The organism is Acinetobacter lwoffii (assembly GCF_024129735.1).
Lineage (GTDB): Bacteria > Pseudomonadota > Gammaproteobacteria > Pseudomonadales > Moraxellaceae > Acinetobacter > Acinetobacter lwoffii_H.
Genome location: NZ_JAMXXK010000014.1, coordinates 13,740 through 35,400, shown reverse-complemented (window position 1 = coordinate 35,400; position 21,661 = coordinate 13,740). Strand labels below are relative to the sequence as shown.

The window sequence follows — 21,661 nt, the reverse complement described above, 5'->3', positions numbered from 1 at the left end:
AAAACATTCCCACTGAGACAAAACTCCTGCTATCTTTAGTGTGAAAGAGGACTCCACCCAACATTAGGGTGGAGGTGAATTTCACGACTTTTTTTTAGTGCAATATGATAGAATAATTTGCATTAAGTTTCTGTATCTAAATAGATTTAAGGCGAAATGAAGATCAACAAAGCGTACAAATTTAGGCTTGAGCCTAATGCGGAACAGGAGCTTGTTTTAAACAAGTTGCTTGGCTCTGCACGTTTTGTTTGGAATCAAATTTTAGCTGTTTCGTTCGAGATGCTTGCTAATAATGAGCGAATCAACAAAGTTAATTTAGTCAATAAAATTCCTGAATTACGCAAAAAACCTGAATGTGCTTTTCTAGAAAACAGCTCAAATGGCGTTTCACTCCAACAAAAAGTTCGTGATCTTGGTGATGCTTGGGGGAAGTTTTTTAACAAAAAGGAACAAGCTAAGTTAAAGCAAAAACCATTTAGAGCTAAGAAGCCACGATTTTTTAAATTATCCGATGGTGGTGAAGTTCAACTTAGAACACTTATGCCACGATTCAAAAAGAAATCTGATGGTTATGATTCCATTCGTATTGTTCAATTTGGCAGATATTGTTGGGTTAAAGGCAACCAAGTTAAGTTACCTAATGACATTGGCGTTGTGAAATTCAGAAAATCACAAAATATTGTGGGTGAGATTAAGAACGTCACAATCTCAAAGCATGTCGGGAAATGGTATGTGTCATTTGGTGCTGAAAACACAGTAGAAGCACCAGTCCACCCATCAAAATCAGCCGTTGGCATTGATTTAGGTGTTAAAAAGTTAATTACAACGTCTAGTGGTCAAGTATTCGACCCGATCAATAGTTTCAAGGCCAATCAAGTAAAGTTGGCTAGGCTTCAGCGCAAGCTGAGAAAGAAAAACAAGTTCAGTCAAAATTGGAAAAAGCTGAATCTCAAGATCAATACATTACACCATCATATTGCCAATATTCGGCATGACTACTTGCACAAAGTCACCACAACGCTCAGCAAAAACCACGCAATGATCGTAGTTGAGGACTTAAAAGTAGCCAATATGTCGAAGTCAGCGAAAGGCTCAATCGAGAAAAAAGGAAAGAATGTTAAAGCCAAGTCCGGCTTAAATAAATCAATCCTGGATCAAGGTTGGTCAATGCTTGTTAATATGTTGGTGTACAAACAGCAATGGCGAGGTGGTTTACTCGTTAAAGTTGACCCTAAATATACAAGTCAGACTTGTAGTTCATGTGGTCACGTTGCAAAAGAAAATAGGCTTACTCAAGCAAACTTTAGTTGTGTCGAGTGTAGCTTTGGCGAGAATGCAGATATTAATGCTTCTCGCAATATTTTGGCGGTAGGACATACCGTTTTGTCTGTGGAGGGTGGATGCGGTAAAGGTCGCCTTGCGAAGCAGAAAGCAAGTGAAATCCGTGAGGAAGTCACCTAAGAGCTTTTACTTTTAGAATCCCCCACTTGAACATCGTGAAAGTGGTGGGAGTATGTCAAAACTAAGCAGAATGTTTCAGGGGAAGAGTTGAGTGATGAATGCGGCACAATTGCAGAAAACCTTAAGAGCTAGCCAATATACCGAACAGGTATTGGCCAATCACCAGAGTTTACTGGAACAGGATTATGCAATTGATCAGTTTCAAGGCTCACTCAGTCGGGAATATATTGATCAGCTGGTGCAGCACTGCATCCTGAATATAAGCGATGAAGCAACGTGGATGCGCGCAATGCGTATTCTGCGGGCTCGTTTGATGTTTCGCTGGATCTGGCAGGATGCCAATCAACTCACCGATGTTATTACCCTCACTCAAGAACTCTCCGATTTTGCCGATGCCTGCATCTGTGCGGCGAAAGATTTTGCCCGTATTCCGGTCGCTGCCAAGTATGGCCAGCCGATTGGCTATAACGGAAAAGTCCAGGATCTGATTGTCATCGCGATGGGCAAACTCGGCGCCCAAGAACTCAATCTTTCCAGTGATATCGACTTGATTTTTGCCTTCGATGAGCAGGGTGAAACCGATGGGCGCAAATGTATTGATGTGCAGCAGTTTTGCATCCTGTGGGGACAGAAACTGATTCATTTGCTGGATCAGATCACGGCGGATGGTTTTGTATTCCGGGTGGATATGCGCCTCCGTCCCTGGGGCGATGGTTCGGCGCTGGCCATTAGCCACGCGGCCTTGGAAAAATATCTGAGCCAGCATGGGCGTGAATGGGAGCGTTATGCCTGGATTAAAGCGCGTATTGTCAATCCAAGTCCGGAAGGCGATGAGCTGCTGGAGATGACCCGTCCATTTGTATTTCGCAAGTACGTCGATTACAGCGCTTTTGAAGCCATGCGCGAAATGAAAGCTATGATCGAGCGCGAAGTACAGCGCCGTAATATTGAAGATGATATCAAGCTCGGAGCCGGTGGCATTCGCGAAGTCGAGTTTATCGTGCAGGTGTTTCAGTTGATTTACGGCGGCGCCAAACTTGAATTGCAGGATCGGCAGTGTCTGGTGAATCTGAATCATCTGGATGATGCCGAGTTACTGGATGAACAGGCGGTGCAGGATCTGGAAGATGCTTACTTATTCCTGCGTCGGGTCGAGCACGCGATTCAGGCACTGCATGATCAGCAAACGCAATCACTACCGACTGAGCCAGAGTTAAGGGCGCGTATAACGGACACGCTTGGTTTTGCTAATTGGGATAGCTTTATGGCATATCTCAATGAGAAACGTGACAAAGTTATGTATCAGTTTGATCATTTAATTAAGGAAAATGGTCCAGATACCCTGGTTGAAAGTTTTTCACAGCTGGAAAAGAAACTCAAAGAAGTGTTGGATGAGAATGCGAAGAATCTCGTTTATGAGTTTTGGAATGGGCATGCCTTAAAAAAATTACCGGCAAAGGCGGTACAACGTTTAAAAACCTTCTGGCCACATTTAATTGAAGCCGTTTTACAGTCAAATGATCCTCAGGTGGCGTTGGTACGCTTAATGCCCCTAGTTGAATCAGTGATGCGCCGTACGGTATATCTGGTGATGTTAATCGAGAGCAAAGGCGCATTGCAGCGTCTGGTTAAAATGGCAACGGTTAGTCCATGGATTTGCGAAGAACTGACTCATTATCCGGTACTGCTGGATGAATTCCTGTCAATGGATTTTGAATTGCCAAAACGTCAGGATCTGGAAGATTCCTTGCGCCAGCAACTGTTGCGCATTGAAGTTGATCAGGTCGAAGACCAGATGCGGGTCTTGCGCCTGTTTAAAAAATCCAATGTACTTGCTGTAGCCGCCAGTGATGTGCTGGCAGAAAGCCCGTTGATGAAAGTTTCTGATGCCTTGACCGATATTGCTGAAGTATCGGTGAATGCAGCGCTGCATCTGGCCTATCAGATTGTGGCGAAAAAGCATGGTTTTCCACTGGATGCAGAAGGGCAGCGCTGTTCAGTCGAGCATACTGCTTTTGCAGTCATTGGTTATGGTAAAGTCGGTGGTATTGAACTGGGTTATGGCTCGGATCTGGATCTGGTCTTTATTCACTATATGGGTGAACAGGCCGATACCGATGGACTCAAGCCGATCAGTGGTTTTGAGTTTGCCATGCGTGTCGCACAAAAGTTTATGTCCCTCATGACCACGCAAACCCTAGATGGACGCGTATATGAAGTCGATACCCGCTTGCGTCCATCGGGCGAAGCTGGGCTTTTGGTGACCAGTTTGAAAGCCTTTGAACAATATCAGTTCAAGAGTGCCTGGTTATGGGAGCATCAGGCCTTGGTGCGAGCCCGTCCGATTGCGGGTGAAATGAGCTTGCGGAAAAAGTTTGAAGTCTTGCGCCGGGATATTTTGATTCAGCCTCGCGATGAAAATTATGTACGGGCAGAAGTACTGAAAATGCGTCAGAAAATGAAGGAGCATCTCGGTTCTTCTAAAGAGCAAAAAAAAGATGGTATTTTTCATTTAAAACAAGATGCAGGTGGTATCGTAGACATCGAATTTATGGCACAGTATGCGGTGTTGGCCTGGAGTGGGACGAATAAAGATCTCGCCCATTTCTCCGACAATGTACGAATTCTTGAGGATGCCGCAAAATCAGGTTGCTTATCCAGCGACGATGCGACTGCTCTGATTCAAGCTTATCTCCGTGAACGCGCCGAGAGCCATCGCTTAGCCCTTGCAAATCAATCCATGCAAGTGTCTGCAAGCGACTGGCACGATACCCGAATGACCGTTTGCAAGTTATGGCAAAGACTAATTGATCCAAGTGCAGACTTTGTACTGGATAGTGAATAATTGTGAGAAATTGGAGTTTGTGGCATGAATTTGGCTGATCGTGATGGTTTCATTTGGCAAGATGGACAACTAGTTGACTGGCGTGAGGCAAAAACTCACGTATTAACACATACTTTGCATTACAGCATGGGTGTGTTTGAAGGTGTCCGAGCTTATGAAACCCCGAATGGAACGGCTATTTTCCGTCTAAAAGAACATACCAAGCGTTTGTTGAATTCTGCAAAAATTTATCAAATGAAAGTTCCATTTGATCAAGCAGCATTAGAACAGGCTCAAATTGATGTTGTTCGTGAAAACAAATTAGCGTCTTGCTATTTACGTCCAATTATTTTTATTGGTTCTGAAAAACTCGGTATCGCTGCAACTGACAATACCATTCATGCCGTAGTTGCGGCATGGAGCTGGGGGGCGTACCTGGGCGAAGAAGCAATGGCGAAGGGTATTCGCGTAAAAACTTCTTCATTTACCCACCATCATCCGAACGTGACCATGTGTAAGGCCAAAGCATCAGGTAACTACACCTTGTCCATTCTTGCACATCAGGAAGTGGCGCATTCAGGTTATGACGAAGCAATGCTGCTCGACCCGCAAGGCTATGTATGCCAAGGTTCAGGTGAAAACGTATTCCTGGTGCGTGATGGCGTGATTCATACGCCTGATATCGCAGGCGGTGCATTGGATGGTATTACCCGTCAAACCATTATTACTATTGCTAAAGACCTGGGTTATGACGTAATTGAACGCCGTATTACCCGTGATGAGTTCTACATCGCAGATGAAGCATTCTTTACCGGTACTGCTGCAGAAGTCACACCAATCCGTGAATACGATGATCGTCAGATTGGTGAGGGTGTACGTGGTCCAATCACCACTCAAATCCAGAAAGCATACTTCGATGCAGTTCAGGGCAAAGACCCTAAATATGCACACTGGTTAACTTATGTGAAGTAATTAAGAATTTACTGATTGAAAAAACCTCTCATTTGAGAGGTTTTTTTTAACTGATGTACTTATTCTGCCGAACTTATGTCATCATATTCACCATCAAGAAGATTTTAAGATGAGCTTAGGCATACGCAATGAGTAACATCGTTATTTGTATGAAATGGGGAACCAAATACGGTTCGGAATACGTCAATCGTTTATACAATATGGTTAAACGACACACGACAGTCGACTTTAAAATGGTCTGTCTGACGGATCGTACTGAAGGCATTGATCCTGCGGTGCAATGTTTTCCTATTCCACCTCTGGCATTGCCTGAAGGTGCGCCTGAGCGTGGCTGGAACAAGCTGTCTACTTTTGAGCCAGATCTGTATGGCTTGGAGGGGAATGCACTCTTCCTCGATCTTGACGTGGTGATTGTCGATAATATCGATGAGTTCTTTACCTATCCGGGCGACTTTCTGATTATTCATGACTGGAAACGGCCGTGGCGTATTACCGGTAACAGTTCGGTTTACCGGTTTAAACTGGGTGCTTTCCCGGGGCTTTTGCCTTATTTCCGTGAAAACTTTGATGAAATCCGTAAAAAATTCCGTAATGAGCAAGCCTATTTGTCTTGGTACGTAGACCGTGAAGGTAAACAGACCTATTGGCCAGAAAGCTGGTGCAAGAGCTATAAGTATCATTGCCTGCAAAAAATTCCAATGGCTTACTTTAAGCCACCTGTGAAGCCTGAAGGTGCTAAAATTATTGTATTCCATGGTGAAATTAATCCACCTGATGCAGTCAATGGTGGTGGTGGGAAATGGTACCGTTATGTGTTGCCATCGCAGTGGATTAAGGATGCTTGGCAGTAAGCTGAATCAATGAGAAATTGAAAGAGATTTAATTTCAAATGCCGGTAAGAAAGAAAAGTAAGTTCGAACAATGGTTTTCATTTAGTCGTCATCAGCGTCGTTTTGGCGCTGAAAAGATTTATGCGCAATTTGGTCAAGCCGATTTAAACCAGTTAAAAAATACCATCATTGATGGGGATCAAATTCAATATACGCATGGTTCGACCAAAGATCTCAATGAGCATATTGAACAGCTCAAACAAGAGTTTGTGGGGCAGTCTGCATTAAATCATTTCCATGCCAGTCTGATTGTTCTCATTCGCCGTGAGGTCGATACTCAAAATAATTATGACAAATTCAAGGCATTATGGATGGCTGAACGAGATTTTCTTGTACAGTCATTGAATATACGCTGGCTGATTTCAGCCTGTGATACTTTTATTGATTTTGATGAAGACGTAACTCTAAAAGCCATTCTGATGAATGCAGTGATATTGATCAATACCATCAAACTACAAGAAACAGAGCGTTTCTTGTGTGACCAGTCACTCGAAGTCAATTTACTGCATCAGGACTTATTGCAACAACAGCGCTATGCCTTGTTTGATGGTACTTCCGCATTTGCGGTTGGAACAGATGATACTTTACGTAATATGCGCTGGCGTTTAGACCAGATCTGTGCGGCGCATCCACTGGGGCAGTTGGTGATTGAAATCTTTGATCGGGTCAATCTCGATGAACATGACACGGTGTATTCGCGCTTTAAACAGCGTCACACCCGTGAAAAGACACGATGGTGGTAAGTCGATGCAAGTGCTTATTATTAATTTAGCGCGCTCAACTGAACGCCTTGATTTTCAGATGCAACAATGTACGCGTCTTGGTTTAGCATTTCAGCGCTTAGCCGCAGTCTCTACTGATGACATCAGTGAGGAAGATTATCAAGCGTTGGGTTTTGGTTGGCAGCGGCCTTTGCGTAAAGTTGAAGTGGCATGTTTTCTGAGTCATAAAAAGGCGTGGGAAACGGTACTTGAACTGAATGCACCTGCATTGATTTTAGAAGATGATGCTGTGTTGGCGCAGCACATGCCAGATGCATTGGCAGAGATTGAGCAAGCGCACAATCCACAGGTGGATCTGATTAACTTTGAAGTGCGCAGCCGTAAAAAAATCATTTCAAAACAGCCTGAAGTTAAACTTAATGCAGGGGATACGGCACTGTATACCTTGTACCAAGATCGTACTGGTGCAGCAGGTTATGTGTTGTATCCATCGGGTGCGCAAAAACTGCTGCAACGTCTAGCAGAAACAGCACCCGCAATTGCGGATGGTTTTATCTCTAGCCATTATGGCTTGCACTGCCTCCAAGCAGAGCCTGCTGGAATCATTCAAGAAGACCAAATGTCAGCATATGGTTTAGTGCCTGCTGAACAGTTTGAATCGGTGATTGGTCGTTCAGAGCATCATAAGCCCGTGTATGCGTCAGCTGCTGAAAAAAGAACATTTAAAATGCGCCGTCTTGCCGGACAATGGGCGATGGCGTGTCGCTATGCCAGTGTTGTGTTTAAAGCGCAAAAGCGTGAAATTCGATTGGATCAGACGCAATTTAAAAACTAACGCGATGATAAGAATGGCGTTGATGCTGTAAATACGTGTAGAAAATATGGGGTTTTACACAGCTTTAGAGCAGATGCTCATGTGATTTGATGACCTGAGAGTGTCATTTTGGAAAGCAATATGTCAAAACCTAGAATTATTTTAGCCATGCCCGATCATTTGGGATTGATTCATTTGGTTGCAAAAAGTTTGCAGCAGCAGGGTTTTGAAGTGATGTGCTTTGACCAGCTGGTGTCGCCTGAACCCTTTAAATACCCGAATCTGTTTTCACGGATCTATAAGGGCTATCGTAAAACAGTCTATAAAGACACCAGTTATAAAATGACCTTACGCAATGCCATAAATATGCAGCATATTGATCAGCAGCTGCAGGCATGGGGTGGCTATAGCGACTACACCTTGGTCATTCGCGCTGACATGTTTAGTGATGAGGTGCTGGCGCTATTAAAATCACGCACGCATCAAACCTTTGCGGGTTATCAGTGGGATGGACTGACGCGTTTTCCAAATGTCTCGCATCGTATCAAGTTATTTGATCGCTTCTTTGTCTTTGATCCGCAAGACTATCAAAACAATAGTAATGCGCGTGTTTTACCGCTCACCAATTTCTGTATGAATGATGTATTGGTCGTTGATCAAAAAATATCAGACAATCAAAAACCTATCGTTTATTTTGTCGGGTATCATAATCCGAGTCGACAACAGGCGATTGAGCAATTGGTCGGCGAATTAGCGCAGCATGACGTAGAGATTAAGTGCTTTATTAATCATGCGCCTGCGCAGGCATATCTCGATTTGCCAATTAGTAAGATTACACAAAATATTGAATTCAATGATAATTTGGCTCATGTGCAAAATGCCGATATTTTGATTGATTTGGTGATTGGAGCGCATACAGGATTGTCGTTTAGAACATTTGAAGCGCTGATGTTTAAGAAGAAATTGATTACCAATAACGCGTCGATTGTGCATTATGACTTTTATCATCCTGATAATATTTTCGTGTGGGATGGCAAAGACACGAGTGTACTACAACAGTTTTTAGCGCAGGCGTATAACACGGTCACTGATGAGATTGCACGCAAATATCATTTTGCCAATTGGATTCGTTATGTATTGGATTTGGGTGACTATACGCCGATTGATTTACCCAAGATGACGACCACATAAGATGAATTGTAGGGTTTGAGCTTGGCATGGGCCATTTCAGACCGCTTAGAGATAAAGTAATTGAAGGATTAAATGTGAATATTATTGTTACCGGTGGTGCAGGTTTTATTGGCTCAGCAGTGATTCGCCATATTATTCAGCATACCTCGCATCATGTATTAAATATCGACAAACTCACCTATGCAGGGAATTTAGAATCATTGGCTGAGGTTGCAGGGAGTGAACGTTATCAGTTTAGCCATACTGATATTTGTGACCGTGCAGCACTTGATACGCTCTTTAATCAGTTTCAGCCTGATGCCGTGATGCATTTGGCCGCTGAATCACATGTTGATCGTTCGATCTCAGGCCCGTCTGATTTTGTTGAAACCAATATTATTGGCACCTATCAGTTGTTAGAAGCTGCGCGCCAGTACTGGAGCAACTTGCCTGAGGCAGCCAAAGCGACCTTCCGTTTTCATCACATTTCAACCGATGAAGTGTATGGTGACTTAGAAGGGACGACAGATCTATTTACTGAAGAGACCTCATATTCACCAAGTTCACCTTATTCTGCGTCTAAAGCCAGTTCAGATCATTTGGTACGTGCGTGGCATCGAACGTATGGCTTACCCGTGATTGTAACCAACTGCTCGAACAATTATGGACCGTATCATTTCCCAGAAAAATTGATCCCACTGATGATTTTAAATGCTTTACAGGGCAAAGCATTACCTGTGTATGGCAATGGTCAGCAAATTCGTGATTGGTTATATGTGGAAGACCATGCGCGCGCACTGTTTAAAGTGGTGAGCGAGGGTGCCATTGGTGAGACCTATAATATTGGTGGGCACAATGAAAAAGCAAATATTGATGTGGTGCATGGCATCTGTGCATTACTAGAGGAATTGGCGCCAAACAAGCCGACAGGTGTTGCCCAGTATCAAGATTTAATTACCTATGTCAAAGATCGTCCAGGGCATGATGTGCGCTATGCGATTGATGCTTCAAAAATTAAAAAAGAACTCGGTTGGGTGCCTGAAGAATCCTTTGAGACTGGTTTACGCAAAACCGTGCAGTGGTACTTGGCCAATCAACAGTGGGTGTCGCGTGTGCAAAGCGGTGAGTATCAAAATTGGTTAGACCAGCAGTACCAAGGCTAAAGCAAGGCAAACGTATGAAAATTCTTTTGCTTGGAAAAAATGGTCAAGTGGGCTGGGAGTTACAACGTGCGCTAGCGCCAGTGGCTGAGCTGATTGCTTTGGATCGTCATGGCTTAGGCGGCTGGTGCGGTGACTTGGCTCAGCCTGAGGCCTTGCTACGCACTATTCGTGAGATTCAACCCGATGTTGTAGTCAATGCCAGTGCGTATACTGCAGTGGATTTGGCTGAATCGAACCAAGAGATGGCGCAGCTGATCAATTCAGATACTGTGGCGCAAATCGCTGAAGTGTGCAAAAGTCTAAATATCCTGTTGGTGCATTATTCAACGGATTATGTGTTTAGCGGCCAAGGCACAACGCCATTTAAAGAAACTGATCAGACGCAGCCTTTAAACGTCTATGGACAAACAAAACTACAAGGTGAGCAGGCGATTGTGGCATCAGGATGTCGACATTTGATTTTTCGAACCTCGTGGGTCTATGCCGCCAAGGGCAAAAACTTCTTAAAAACCATGCTGTCTTTGGCGCAACAACGCGAACAACTCAGTATTATTGATGACCAAATCGGGGCACCGACCTCGGCAGTGTTGATCGCGGACATCACAGCACATGCAATTGTACAGACAATGGCCGATTTCAACAAAGTCGGGATTTATCATTTGGTGGCTGCAGGTGAAACCTCATGGTTCGCCTATGCCAATTATGTATTTGAGCAGGCTAAACAGCAGGGTATGTCACTCAAAGTGCAAACCGTTAACGCGATTTCTACAGCAGATTATCCAACGCCTGCTAAGCGGCCGCATAATTCACGATTAGACATTCAAAAAATTCAACACACGTTTCAGCTACATGTGCCTGAGTGGACGACCCATGTGCAACGAACAATCTCGGAGTTATTAATTCAATGAGCTTACAACGTAAAGGTATTATTCTTGCGGGCGGTTCGGGAACACGCTTACATCCAATCACCAAAGGGGTGTCGAAACAGCTGTTGCCTATTTACGATAAACCGATGATCTATTATCCATTGTCGGTACTCATGTTGGCGGGTATCCGTGACATCTTGATTATTTCTACGCCTGAAGATTTACCGAATTTTGAAAAATTACTGGGTGATGGTCATCAGTTCGGCATCAAACTCAGTTATAAAGTTCAACCTTCTCCAGATGGTTTAGCACAAGCCTTTATTATTGGTGAAGAATTTATTGGTGAGCATCCAGTGTGTTTGATCTTAGGCGATAACATTTACTATGGTCAAAACTTTAGCCAGCAATTAAAAGCAGCCAATGATGTGAGTCATGGTGCGACTGTTTTTGGCTATCACGTGACTGACCCTGAGCGTTTTGGCGTAGTGGAATTTGATGCGACAGGTAAAGTGATCAGTATTGAAGAAAAACCTGCACAACCGAAATCCCCTTATGCGGTGACTGGTTTGTATTTCTATGACAATCGTGTGGTGGAATTTGCCAAACAAGTGAAACCATCACACCGTGGTGAACTCGAAATTACCGACATCAATAATGCCTATTTAAACGATGAATCGCTCAATGTGGAATTGTTGGGGCGTGGTTTTGCATGGCTTGATACAGGTACACATGAATCGTTACTCGAAGCAGGGCAATTTGTTTATACCATTGAGAAACGTCAATCATTAAAAGTTGCGTGTTTAGAAGAGATTGGTTTCCAACAAGGTTGGATTTCTTCAGATGAACTCCGTGAAAGTGCCGAAGCTTTAAAGAAAACTGACTATGGTCAGTATTTGTTTAAATTGTTGGACGATGCGCAATGAAGGTAGAAATCACCAAAATTGCAGGCTTACTCATTCTTCACCCACAGGTATTTGGGGATGAGCGTGGCTGGTTTATGGAAAGCTTTAACCAACAGCGTTTTGAGACAGCCTTACAAGAACTGAATTTGCCAATTCCACACTTTGTACAAGACAATCATTCCTTATCACAAAAAGGCGTATTACGTGGCCTACATTATCAACTGGCACCGTATGGTCAAGGCAAGCTTGTGCGTGTTGTACAAGGTCGCGCATGGGATGTCGCAGTGGATGTGCGCCCTGAATCGTCAACCTATGGTCAGTGGGTGGGTGTCGAGCTGAGTGCTGAGAATAAAACCATGTTTTGGATTCCAGAAGGTTTTGCGCATGGTTTTATGGCTTTAGAAGAGAATACTCAGTTCTTGTATAAAACTACCAACTATTATCATAAAGACAGTGAGCGCGCGATCATGTGGAATGACCCAACATTGGCCATTGAGTGGCCATTGGCACAGGTCAATGATCAGGTGTTGGTGAGTGAAAAAGACCAACAAGCCAGCGCATTTCAGCCGCAGCTTTGAGCAGAACACGTGAATATTTTTATTTATACCTACTCATATGATGCCAATATAGGCGGTGTGATTGCGCTACACCGCCTCTGTCATATCATCAATACCACGACGGCTCATCAGGCATTTTTAGTCTCGGATAAATGGACGAAACCGTGGTTAAAACGGGTGCGTTCTAAGCTCAAAAAGAAAAACATCTTAGGTGTACATGTAGGTTGGGTCACACCTGTATGGACGAAACGTCATTTCCCTGACGATGCCGTTGTGATTTACCCAGAAGTGGTTGAGGGTAATCCACTCGGTATTCAGCATGTGGTGCGTTGGTTGTTGCATCAACCTGGCTTTCATACCGGCAAAATTGCGTATGGTCAAAACGAGCTGTATTTTAAGTTTAATTCAGCGATTCATGACTTTCACCGTGACAGCTGTACCGTGGCGAGGAATGAGCTGAAAGTCATTTACTATCCGATTGATACCTATGCCAATCAAGGGCTGAAGCGTGATATTGATTGCTGCTATATGGTGAGAAAAGGAACGGACAAACCAAAAATCCATCCTGAAGATGCCATTTGTTTAGATGGTCAATCACATAAAGAAATCGCCGCGATTTTTAATCGGGCAAAACGCTTTATTTCATATGATGATTATACGGCGTACTCATTATTTGCCGTATTGGCAGGTTGCGAATCGGTTGTTGTTCCTGCTGAGGGCGTGGGCTTAACTGACTGGTATTCACAGGTGTCTGATCGTTATGGTCTTGCTTATGGCCTGTCTGATGAGCAATTGAGCTGGGCACATCAAACGCAGGCCAAAGTGCTTGAGCATATTGTCAGTGAACACCAAAAAGTGGAGCAGTGTGTGGCACAGTGCCTACATGAAATGAAAGAATTTTTTGAATTGAATCAGTAGGTTTTATACAAAATGGCATATTTATTAGAAGAGCAATTACAGGCATTTGGCTTTAAATCATTAGGCCAAAATGTCAAGATTAGTGATAAAGCCTCGATTTATAATCCTGAGCTGATTGAAATCGGAGATCGTTCAAGAATTGATGATTTCTGTATTTTATCTGGACGCCTCACCATCGGTAATAACGTCCATATTGCACCACTATGCTTGGTGGCTGGTGGGGAAAAAGGTATTGTTTTTAAAGATTTTTCAGGTTTAGCCTATCATGTACAGGTGTTTACCCAATCGGATGATTATAGTGGCGCCACCCTGACCAATCCGACTGTGCCTGTAGAGTTTAAATGCGAAACTAAAAAAGCGGTGGTGATTGGTAAACATGTCATTGTGGGCGCGGGTTCGATTATTTTCCCTGGGGTTGAAGTAGCTGATGGTTGCTCGGTGGGCGCACTGACTTTAGTGAATAAAAGCACTGAAGAGTGGGGGATTTATTTGGGTAATCCTGCGCGCAGAATTAAAAATCGCAAAAAAGATCTATTGGATTTAGAGCACGCGTATATGCAACGTATCAATCACGCAGAATAGGGCAAAGATTCATATGTATTTTTCTTTGTGTGAAACCAATGAATGTCCTCAAAATTCAGCAGACTATCAATTGACCTATGCCTTTGAGTTCTCGCAAGCCGAAGTGGTGAGCTTCGCTGAATTATCTGGGGACAATAACCCGATTCATATTGATGAAGCCTATGCCAGAGAGACCGTCTTTAAAAAGCCGATTGTGCATGGATTTTTAGTGGGCAGTATATTTTCTCGTATTTTTGGTACGCAATATCCAGGCATTGGCACGATCTATTTGAGCCAATCCATGAAGTTTTTAGCGCCAGTGTTTGCCGGTGAGCGTTATCAGGCCAAGATCACCGTTAAAGAGGTCAATCTGCAAAGGAAGCGAGCGGTCGTTTCCACAGAAATATTTAATCATCTAATGAAAAAAGTGTTAACAGGCGAAGCTGTTATTCAACATCCTATTTTTCATTGATGGATTTATCTAATCGTTCAGAGTGAATAATATAATTTTATGATTCCATTTAATAAACCGCCCTTTGTCGGCTCAGAAAAACAGCATATTTTAGATGTTTTGGGATCAGGCAAAATTTCGGGTGATGGTGCATTTGGGCATCGTTGTCAGGATTGGTTTGTTGAGACCTTGGGGGTAGCAAAAACCTTACTGACACCGTCATGCACCCATGCCTTGGAAATGGCAGCGTTGTTGATTGACGTACAAGCAGGTGATGAAATTATCATGCCGAGCTATACGTTTGTGAGTACAGCAAATGCCTTCGTATTGCGTGGCGCCAAAATTGTCTTTGTAGATATTGATCCAGCTACCATGAATATCAATGCAGATTTGATTGAAGCGGCAATCACTGACAAAACCAAAGCCATTGTGCCTGTACACTATGCTGGGGTTGGTTGTGATATGGATAAAATCATGAAATTGGCTGAGCAATATCAATTGTTTGTGATTGAAGATGCCGCACAGGGCATGATGTCTACATTTAAAGGTAAGATGCTCGGTACGATTGGCCATTTGGGTGCGTACAGCTTTCATGAAACCAAAAACTACACCAGCGGTGGTGAGGGTGGATTATTAATTATTAATGATGCACGTTTTATTGAGCGTGCTGAAATTATTCGTGAAAAAGGCACCAATCGCAGTCAGTTCTTCCGCGGTATGGTAGATAAATACACATGGACTGATGTCGGTAGTAGCTATTTACCCAGTGAATTACAGTGTGCATATTTATGGGGGCAATTGGAAAATGCGGATTTAATTAATGAAAATCGTCTAAATAGCTGGCAGCGTTATGCGCATCAATTGGCTCCTCTTGAGGCCAAAGGTCATCTTATTTGCCCGCACATTCCAACAGATCGCGTGCACAATGCTCATATGTTCTATATTAAAGTGGCAGATTTAGCACAGCGTACGGCTCTACTTGAGATGTTAAAACAGCATGAGATTGGTGCTGTGTTTCACTATGTGCCTTTGCATTCTTCACCTTTTGGTGTGCAGCATTGTCGCTTCGTGGGCAAAGACCAATTTACCACACAAGAGAGTGAGAAGTTAATCCGCTTACCCCTTTGGTATGGTATTTCAAATGATGAAATAGATTACATTGTGAATACAATTATCAATTTTTTTGATAAATGGTGTGAGGTGGTTTTAATTTCCTAAACCGTTTATACCCCCACAAATACTGTTCTGGAGCGACATTAATCATGCGCTCCATTTCTTTATTTAAAGTATCAACAGAAAGCTGTAGGTCTTTCGACGAAATATCGTCAGAAAGTTGGGTCACAACAATATCATAACCGGATAAATCATCACGTCTGAGACAGCTTAAACCTACGACTGAACATTGTGTTTTGGCTGCCAGTTTGGAAAGAAGCGTAGAGGACAGCGCATTTTGACCATAAAAATAAGAATAGATTCCACCAGATTCTTTAGGAACATGATCCGGCAAAATTGCAGAAAAACCACTCTGTTTTAAATGCTTAAACACAGCACGTACCCCAGAATCATCTGTAGGGACCAGTGTTGCATTCAGGCGTTGCCGAGCTTCAAGCATAAAGCGGTCAACATCTTGATTCTTGCTGGGCTTATACATAATCACAGGAGAAGTGTGTTGATTGACCCAGACATTCAATAGCTCCCAAGTACCAAAATGAGGCACCACCGCCAAACAGCCATGAGGATTTTGCAGAGCTTGCAGGAAAATATCTTCACCCTGCACATCTCGAATTAAAGACAGTGCATATTCAGAAGATGATCCCCAAATCTTGACTGATTCCGCATACGTCATGCACTGACTTTTCAGGCTGCGTTTAGTCAAGTCAGCCCGTTCAGATTCAGAAAGTTCAGGATAAGCAGAGGCCAGATTAATCTCGGTCACTCGGCGTGCAGAAGAATGGCTGAGATACAAAAGCGATCCAGCCAGTTGCGCAAGATTTTGAATGAATCTTAGTGGAAGCTTAGAGAAATTTTTGAGTAGGGTGTACATGGTATCCAGATGGTCAGATTATAGGTCTTTGTCCGGATTGCCCTTCAGCACCATATAAATCAAACCTACAAAAATCAGCAGGGCACCTAAAATACTGCTCAGGCAAAAATACACAATACGATCATTGGTATCGAGGTTGAACAGATTGTTGGCAAGGATATAGCGCATGAACAGCCATTGAACCACTGAAAATACAATAAGCATAATGCTGCGATTACGAACTGCAGGACGCATAGCCATTGCTAATTACCTTAGATTAAAAACTGTGGCTATTATGCCACTGTTCCAGATACGACTCAATCACACAAAAAAGCCCCACACGAGGCAGAGCTTTTTCACTTAATACTTCAAGAATTATTCTTGAGATTCAGCTTTTGGTTTTTCACGTAAGCGAATACCAAGGTCACGCAGTTGATTTGATTCAACTGGAGCAGGTGCTTGCGTTAACGGACATTCAGCAGTTTTGGTTTTCGGGAATGCAATTACGTCACGAATAGAAGCACCGCCAGTCATGAGCATCACAAGACGGTCAAGACCAAATGCCAAACCACCATGCGGAGGAGCACCGTAACGTAAAGCATTAAGCAAGAAGCTGAATTTCTCTTCTGCTTCTTCTTCACCAATACCAAGTGCTTCAAAGATCGCTTTTTGCATTTCAAGGTTATGAATACGCAGTGAACCACCACCGATTTCAGTACCGTTCAATACCATATCGTAAGCCACAGACAGAGCAGCACCTGGATTGTTCTTCACTTCTTCAACGCTAGATTTTGGCAGCGTGAATGGGTGGTGAACAGAGGTCCATTTGCCATCATCAGTTTCTTCGAACATTGGGAAATCAACAACCCAAAGTGGCGCCCACTCACAAGTTGATAATTTAAGGTCATGACCGATCTTCACACGAAGCGCGCCCATTGCATCGTTAACAACTTTCGCTTTGTCTGCACCGAAGAATACGATGTCGCCATTTTCAGCGCCAACACGTTTCAATAGATCAAGCACGATTGGCTCGATGAATTTCACTATTGGAGATTGAAGACCTTCGATACCTTTTTCAAGTTCGTTGACTTTGATGTAAGCCAAACCGCGTGCACCGTAAATGCCTACAAATTTGGTGTATTCATCAATCGCGCTACGTGGAAGTGAACCAGCACCCGGTACGCGAAGCGCAACGATACGACCTTTAGGATCTTTAGCAGGGCCTGCGAATACTTTGAACTCAACGTCTTGCATTAAGTCTGCAACGTCAACCAGTTTCAAAGGAATACGCATATCTGGTTTGTCAGATGCATAGTCACGCATTGCATCGTTGTAGGTCATGCGTGGGAATTTATCAAACTCTACGTTTAGAAGTTCTTTGAACATCTTCACGGTTAAAGTTTCCATTAAATCCATAATGTCATCGTCACTCATGAACGATGTTTCAACGTCGATTTGGGTGAATTCAGGCTGACGGTCAGCACGTAAGTCTTCATCACGGAAACATTTCGCGATTTGGTAGTAACGATCAATACCGCCGACCATCAACAACTGTTTGAATAGCTGTGGCGATTGTGGAAGTGCGTAGAAGCTACCGTTAGATACGCGGCTTGGCACTAAATAGTCACGCGCACCTTCAGGCGTTGCACGAGTTAAGATCGGAGTTTCAACGTCTAGGAAGCCATTGTCTTCGAAGTAGTTACGAATCAGGTTGGTTAATTTAGAACGAAAACGTAAACGATCTAGCATTTCTGGACGACGGATGTCCAGGAAACGGTATTTCAAACGAATTTCTTCAGAAATATTGGTGTTTTCGTCATTCAAAGGGAATGGCGGAGTTTCAGACTGAGCAAGAACTTCAATTTCTTTACCCAAGACTTCGATTTGACCGCTCACCATATTGGCATTTTCTGTGCCTTCATAACGGCGACGCACACGGCCTGTAATTTTTAATACAAATTCTGAACGTACTTTATCAGCAGTTGCGAATGCTTCAGGAGTATCTGGGTCAATAACCACTTGAACAAGACCATCACGGTCACGCATGTCAAGGAAGATTACACCACCGTGGTCACGGCGACGGTGTACCCAACCGCATAATGTTACGGTTTGGTCAATTTGAGCTTCGGTTAAAGAACCGCAGTAATGAGTTCGCATCATAGCGTTAGAAATCCAACTATATGGGTTAAGGTCAGCGAATACGTAAACAGCGTACCGCTTTGAGTAAAGGTAGGATTATGCCTCTTTGGGCATGTTGTCACAAGAACTTGGGTCAAAAACAATATCATTTTAAAGTGAATAGGCGCAAAGCCAGTGCTTTGTTTAATCCATCCTGTGCTCTCTGTCTAAAAATAAAAACAGTAAACAGCCCAGACTGAAGGTGATCAGAAAGCCTTGGCTAAATTCATTGATCGAGCGACCAGTAAAATAATAGAGGTCTGATTGCCAGACTTCCGTAGAAATATAGCGCGCATAATCCCAGACAGAAAATAGGCCGGTAAATATAGAAAAGAGCAATAAGCCCCAGGCAAAGGATTTGATTTTCACACTGACTGCAAGATATTGCTGATGAGTTTTATAGTAATGCAGGCTCATCCACAGGATAAGAGGCAAGACAATCACTGAGGTGCCAATCTGTAAAATTCGGTGCAGCGGATAACTTTGTCCAAGCAACTGAAAATGTTGGGCTAAGACGTTATGAAAGGCAAAAGTTCGAAAGTCGACATGCGTTAGTCCATCCCAGATTAAATGGGTGGCTGTACCAATGATGACTGCCAGACACATCACCAGGATGAATTTTAGTGCTGCAAGGATATTGTGAATCTTTAAATCATGCTGAATACCGATGAAACGGTAAATAGCTGGGCGATATAGACCATACCAGATCATGCAGAAAATAAGTCCGATCCACAGGTCAGGATGTATCAGCGAAGACCATAAATGCGTGATATTTGAATTACTCGAAGTAAAGAGACGATATAAATCGGGCACCATACAGCCAATCGCCAGCGCAGCAACAGGAAGTCTATTCCCAGTCAAATATGAAATAGGTGGAGCAAGCACAGCATGCGACAAGGTAAAGGGCATAAAGATAATGTTTTAATGTAATCAAAAATATTCAAAGGACATTCTAATAAAATATAACACTGAGTATCGTAAAGGATTGCAAAAACAATGAAATGTTATATTATAACATTCACCCAGATTACTGAATTTGAGCTTCGGTCATGTCCTTTCCTAAGAATCTAATAACATTGTCAATTTTTGCTGTAGTTGCACCTACAGTATTTGCAGAGCAATCCTCATCTTCTATTCCGGTTCAGACCATGGACACGATTCAGGTGCAAGCTCATCCATTGGTGCAGACTGCAGCAGATTTTGCAGTTGCAGATCATTTCGTGGATCAGAAAGCACTGTCTGAACGCGCCCCCACCATTGGTGATGCCTTGGCAGATGAGCTTGGTGTTTATTCTAATCAATATGGTTCAGGCTCAAGCCGTCCGGTGATTCGGGGTCAAGATGGTCCACGTGTGAAAGTGTTGCAGCATGCGTCTGAAACAGCGGATGTATCCACTTTGTCTCCTGACCATGCTGTCACCGTTGATCCGATTCTGGCGAAACAGGTCGAAGTGATTCGCGGTCCATCGACCTTGCTTTATGGTGCCGGTACAGTTGGTGGGTTGGTGAATGTCACTGATCAAAAAATCCCAACTCAAATGCCTGAAGATGGTTTGGAAGGTACAGTCGGCCTGCGTTATAACAGCGGCAGTGATGAAAAACTGGCAAGTGCTGGTGTAACAGCGGGTATTGGTGAAAACTTTGCTTTGCGTGTAGAAGGCTCAAAGCGTAACGCCAATGATTATATTGCACCTGATTATTTTCATGAGCATGATGACGAATTAGAAAAAGAACGTCGTGTGGGCAATACTTTTGCTGAAGGGCAAACGGTCAATATTGGCGGATCATGGATTCATGATCGTGGTTTTGTTGGTTTGTCTTATAGTAACCGTCAGGATCAGTATGGTTTGCCAGGTCATAGTCATGAATATCATGGTTGTGTTTTACATGGTGATCATTTTCATGGTTGTCCAACACCTGACCCAGATGCATCAGCCCATGAAGAGCATGGTGGACCATGGGTAGATTTAAAATCTGAACGCTATGAAGTACGCACCGAACTGGAACAGCCTTTTGCCGGTATTGAAAAATTACGTGCACATGCCAGCATTACTGATTATGAACACGATGAACTTGAAGAAAGTGAAGTCATCAGTAACTTTAAAAGCAAAGGTTATGACGGCCGTTTAGAGTTAGTTCACGTGCCAGTTGCAGGCTGGGAAGGGGTGATTGGAACCCAGATTTCACAGCAAAAAATTAATCTTGCCGCATCAGACCATGACCATCATGAAGATGGCGATGAGGACGATGAAGAACATCATGCTCATGGTTCAGGTGTCGTGATGCCGGACACAAAAACTGACAAATTCAGTCTTTTTGCTTTAGAACATAAGCAACTTGGCGATGTGCATGTTGAACTTGGTGCGCGTGTCGATCATCAAAAAGTGAAAGTAGATTCGGATCAGAAAGATTATTCGGGGACTGGTGTCTCTGCATCCGCTGCTGCCAACTGGGAATTTGCACCGAACTACAAACTTTCTGTGGTGGGATCTCATCAGCAGCGTTTGCCTTTAGCTCAAGAACTCTATGCTGATGGCTTGCATTTTGCGACCAATACCTATGAACTCGGTAATCCTGATCTCGATAAAGAAACTTCAAATAATCTCGAGTTAGGTCTGCATTATGAAGGGGATAAACTGGATTACCATGTGCATGTCTATCACAACTGGTTTGATGATTATATCTATGGCGAAACGGTAGCGCAGAAAGGTAATTTACGTGGCGTGCAATATACCCAAGACAAAGCTAGATTTTATGGTACAGAAGCACAAGCCGGTTATCAGATCAATGATATGTATAAAGTCAGCGTCTTTGGGGACTATGTGCGTGGCAAGATTGAAGCTGAGAATGCACCACGTGTACCTGCAGGTCGCTTAGGCACCAAAGTAGAAGCAGACTTTGCCGATGGCTGGTCAGGTTTGGCTGAGTATTATCATGTCTTTAATCAGGACAAGATCGCCAGCTATGAAGATGAAACCCAAGGCTACAATATGGTGAATGTTGGCCTGAGTTATGCCAATAGCATTGCAGATAACAATGCTTATCGAGTTTATTTCAAGGCCAATAACCTGCTCGATGATCAGGTGTATTCACATACTTCATTCCTGTCTAATATTCCGCAGGTGGGTCGCAACTTTACCGTCGGCGTACAGTATGATTTCTAACAGGTCTACTGAAATAATCGACTAA

Annotated in this window: 20 protein-coding genes; 16 read left to right on the top strand and 4 right to left on the bottom strand. The window is 43.3% G+C overall.

Annotated features, from left to right (window positions below; translation table 11 throughout):
* Nucleotides 1-156 precede the first annotated feature (156 nt).
* The 15 genes from NI469_RS05920 to rffA all read left to right on the top strand — a co-directional run bounded on the left by NI469_RS05920 (nucleotide 157) and on the right by rffA (nucleotide 15,489).
* Nucleotides 157-1,461, top strand: coding sequence for an RNA-guided endonuclease InsQ/TnpB family protein (locus tag NI469_RS05920; protein WP_004647482.1), 1,305 nt, complete (start codon nucleotides 157-159; stop codon nucleotides 1,459-1,461).
* A 94-nt stretch (nucleotides 1,462-1,555) separates the two neighbouring features.
* On the top strand, nucleotides 1,556-4,306 hold the full coding sequence (gene glnE, locus NI469_RS05915) for a bifunctional [glutamate--ammonia ligase]-adenylyl-L-tyrosine phosphorylase/[glutamate--ammonia-ligase] adenylyltransferase (RefSeq protein WP_004647483.1): 2,751 nt from the start codon (nucleotides 1,556-1,558) through the stop codon (nucleotides 4,304-4,306).
* 24 nt (nucleotides 4,307-4,330) lie between these two features.
* Nucleotides 4,331-5,257 (top strand): branched-chain amino acid transaminase, encoded by a 927-nt coding sequence (locus NI469_RS05910; RefSeq protein WP_004278329.1) that lies wholly within the window; start codon nucleotides 4,331-4,333, stop codon nucleotides 5,255-5,257.
* A gap of 128 nt (nucleotides 5,258-5,385) precedes the next feature.
* Complete coding sequence (locus NI469_RS05905; protein WP_004647484.1) at nucleotides 5,386-6,108, top strand: hypothetical protein; 723 nt, start codon at nucleotides 5,386-5,388, stop codon at nucleotides 6,106-6,108.
* 38 nt (nucleotides 6,109-6,146) lie between these two features.
* Nucleotides 6,147-6,890, top strand: a complete 744-nt coding sequence (locus tag NI469_RS05900) for a hypothetical protein (protein WP_253173466.1) — start codon at nucleotides 6,147-6,149, stop codon at nucleotides 6,888-6,890.
* A gap of 4 nt (nucleotides 6,891-6,894) precedes the next feature.
* A complete protein-coding gene (locus NI469_RS05895; protein WP_253173465.1) occupies nucleotides 6,895-7,704 on the top strand; it encodes a glycosyltransferase family 25 protein in 810 nt (269 codons plus the stop codon).
* Between the two features lie 120 nt (nucleotides 7,705-7,824).
* On the top strand, nucleotides 7,825-8,874 hold the full coding sequence (locus NI469_RS05890) for a WaaS/CpsH family glycosyltransferase (RefSeq protein WP_253174602.1): 1,050 nt from the start codon (nucleotides 7,825-7,827) through the stop codon (nucleotides 8,872-8,874).
* A 74-nt stretch (nucleotides 8,875-8,948) separates the two neighbouring features.
* Complete coding sequence (gene rfbB / locus NI469_RS05885) at nucleotides 8,949-10,016, top strand: dTDP-glucose 4,6-dehydratase (protein WP_180040537.1); 1,068 nt, start codon at nucleotides 8,949-8,951, stop codon at nucleotides 10,014-10,016.
* A gap of 14 nt (nucleotides 10,017-10,030) precedes the next feature.
* On the top strand, nucleotides 10,031-10,924 hold the full coding sequence (gene rfbD / locus NI469_RS05880) for a dTDP-4-dehydrorhamnose reductase (protein ID WP_180040535.1): 894 nt from the start codon (nucleotides 10,031-10,033) through the stop codon (nucleotides 10,922-10,924).
* The gene (gene rfbA, locus NI469_RS05875; protein WP_180040533.1) at nucleotides 10,921-11,805 is read left to right on the top strand and encodes a glucose-1-phosphate thymidylyltransferase RfbA; all 885 of its coding nucleotides are present in this window, start codon (nucleotides 10,921-10,923) and stop codon (nucleotides 11,803-11,805) included. The genes rfbD and rfbA overlap by 4 nt, the downstream gene beginning before the upstream one ends.
* Nucleotides 11,802-12,362: a dTDP-4-dehydrorhamnose 3,5-epimerase gene (gene rfbC / locus NI469_RS05870; RefSeq protein ID WP_253173464.1), complete on the top strand. Its 561-nt coding sequence runs from the start codon at nucleotides 11,802-11,804 to the stop codon at nucleotides 12,360-12,362. The genes rfbA and rfbC overlap by 4 nt, the downstream gene beginning before the upstream one ends.
* Nucleotides 12,363-12,371: 9 nt before the next feature.
* Nucleotides 12,372-13,259 carry a WavQ gene (locus tag NI469_RS05865; protein WP_253173463.1) on the top strand — a complete coding sequence of 296 codons (888 nt, stop codon included), beginning with the start codon at nucleotides 12,372-12,374 and terminating at the stop codon, nucleotides 13,257-13,259.
* A gap of 12 nt (nucleotides 13,260-13,271) precedes the next feature.
* Entirely contained in the window at nucleotides 13,272-13,841 is a 570-nt protein-coding gene (locus NI469_RS05860) for an acyltransferase (RefSeq protein ID WP_253173462.1), read from the top strand.
* Between the two features lie 13 nt (nucleotides 13,842-13,854).
* Complete coding sequence (locus NI469_RS05855; RefSeq protein WP_253173461.1) at nucleotides 13,855-14,292, top strand: MaoC family dehydratase; 438 nt, start codon at nucleotides 13,855-13,857, stop codon at nucleotides 14,290-14,292.
* A 39-nt stretch (nucleotides 14,293-14,331) separates the two neighbouring features.
* Nucleotides 14,332-15,489, top strand: coding sequence for a dTDP-4-amino-4,6-dideoxygalactose transaminase (gene rffA, locus NI469_RS05850; protein WP_253173460.1), 1,158 nt, complete (start codon nucleotides 14,332-14,334; stop codon nucleotides 15,487-15,489).
* On the opposite strand, the gene NI469_RS05845 is transcribed toward rffA, so the two are convergent.
* From NI469_RS05845 to NI469_RS05830, 4 genes are all read right to left on the bottom strand, one after another.
* A complete protein-coding gene (locus NI469_RS05845) occupies nucleotides 15,446-16,315 on the bottom strand; it encodes a lysophospholipid acyltransferase family protein (protein WP_253173459.1) in 870 nt (289 codons plus the stop codon). The genes rffA and NI469_RS05845 overlap by 44 nt on opposite strands.
* Nucleotides 16,316-16,333: 18 nt before the next feature.
* Nucleotides 16,334-16,555, bottom strand: coding sequence for a hypothetical protein (locus NI469_RS05840; RefSeq protein WP_004278319.1), 222 nt, complete (start codon nucleotides 16,553-16,555; stop codon nucleotides 16,334-16,336).
* A gap of 114 nt (nucleotides 16,556-16,669) precedes the next feature.
* Nucleotides 16,670-18,454, bottom strand: a complete 1,785-nt coding sequence (gene aspS, locus NI469_RS05835; protein WP_005103279.1) for an aspartate--tRNA ligase — start codon at nucleotides 18,452-18,454, stop codon at nucleotides 16,670-16,672.
* A gap of 162 nt (nucleotides 18,455-18,616) precedes the next feature.
* Nucleotides 18,617-19,381, bottom strand: coding sequence for a DUF4184 family protein (locus tag NI469_RS05830; RefSeq protein WP_004647491.1), 765 nt, complete (start codon nucleotides 19,379-19,381; stop codon nucleotides 18,617-18,619).
* Nucleotides 19,382-19,521: 140 nt separating this feature from the next.
* On the opposite strand from NI469_RS05830, the gene znuD reads away from it, so the two are divergent.
* Complete coding sequence (gene znuD / locus NI469_RS05825) at nucleotides 19,522-21,636, top strand: zinc piracy TonB-dependent receptor ZnuD (protein ID WP_253174601.1); 2,115 nt, start codon at nucleotides 19,522-19,524, stop codon at nucleotides 21,634-21,636.
* Nucleotides 21,637-21,661: the final 25 nt, after the last annotated feature.

Bases quoted from the DNA above. Each gene is read 5' to 3' on its own strand.
- aspS (WP_005103279.1), bottom strand. From the start codon at position 18,454: ATGATGCGAACTCATTACTGCGGTTCTTTAACCGAAGCTCAAATTGAC.
- NI469_RS05855 (WP_253173461.1), top strand. From the start codon at position 13,855: ATGTATTTTTCTTTGTGTGAAACCAATGAATGTCCTCAAAATTCAGCA.
- NI469_RS05845 (WP_253173459.1), bottom strand. From the start codon at position 16,315: ATGTACACCCTACTCAAAAATTTCTCTAAGCTTCCACTAAGATTCATT.
- NI469_RS05900 (WP_253173466.1), top strand. From the start codon at position 6,147: ATGCCGGTAAGAAAGAAAAGTAAGTTCGAACAATGGTTTTCATTTAGT.
- NI469_RS05860 (WP_253173462.1), top strand. From the start codon at position 13,272: ATGGCATATTTATTAGAAGAGCAATTACAGGCATTTGGCTTTAAATCA.
- NI469_RS05905 (WP_004647484.1), top strand. From the start codon at position 5,386: ATGAGTAACATCGTTATTTGTATGAAATGGGGAACCAAATACGGTTCG.
- znuD (WP_253174601.1), top strand. From the start codon at position 19,522: ATGTCCTTTCCTAAGAATCTAATAACATTGTCAATTTTTGCTGTAGTT.
- rfbD (WP_180040535.1), top strand. From the start codon at position 10,031: ATGAAAATTCTTTTGCTTGGAAAAAATGGTCAAGTGGGCTGGGAGTTA.
- rfbC (WP_253173464.1), top strand. From the start codon at position 11,802: ATGAAGGTAGAAATCACCAAAATTGCAGGCTTACTCATTCTTCACCCA.
- NI469_RS05830 (WP_004647491.1), bottom strand. From the start codon at position 19,381: ATGCCCTTTACCTTGTCGCATGCTGTGCTTGCTCCACCTATTTCATAT.
- NI469_RS05910 (WP_004278329.1), top strand. From the start codon at position 4,331: ATGAATTTGGCTGATCGTGATGGTTTCATTTGGCAAGATGGACAACTA.
- rfbA (WP_180040533.1), top strand. From the start codon at position 10,921: ATGAGCTTACAACGTAAAGGTATTATTCTTGCGGGCGGTTCGGGAACA.
- glnE (WP_004647483.1), top strand. From the start codon at position 1,556: ATGAATGCGGCACAATTGCAGAAAACCTTAAGAGCTAGCCAATATACC.
- NI469_RS05895 (WP_253173465.1), top strand. From the start codon at position 6,895: ATGCAAGTGCTTATTATTAATTTAGCGCGCTCAACTGAACGCCTTGAT.
- NI469_RS05840 (WP_004278319.1), bottom strand. From the start codon at position 16,555: ATGGCTATGCGTCCTGCAGTTCGTAATCGCAGCATTATGCTTATTGTA.
- NI469_RS05920 (WP_004647482.1), top strand. From the start codon at position 157: ATGAAGATCAACAAAGCGTACAAATTTAGGCTTGAGCCTAATGCGGAA.
- rffA (WP_253173460.1), top strand. From the start codon at position 14,332: ATGATTCCATTTAATAAACCGCCCTTTGTCGGCTCAGAAAAACAGCAT.
- NI469_RS05890 (WP_253174602.1), top strand. From the start codon at position 7,825: ATGTCAAAACCTAGAATTATTTTAGCCATGCCCGATCATTTGGGATTG.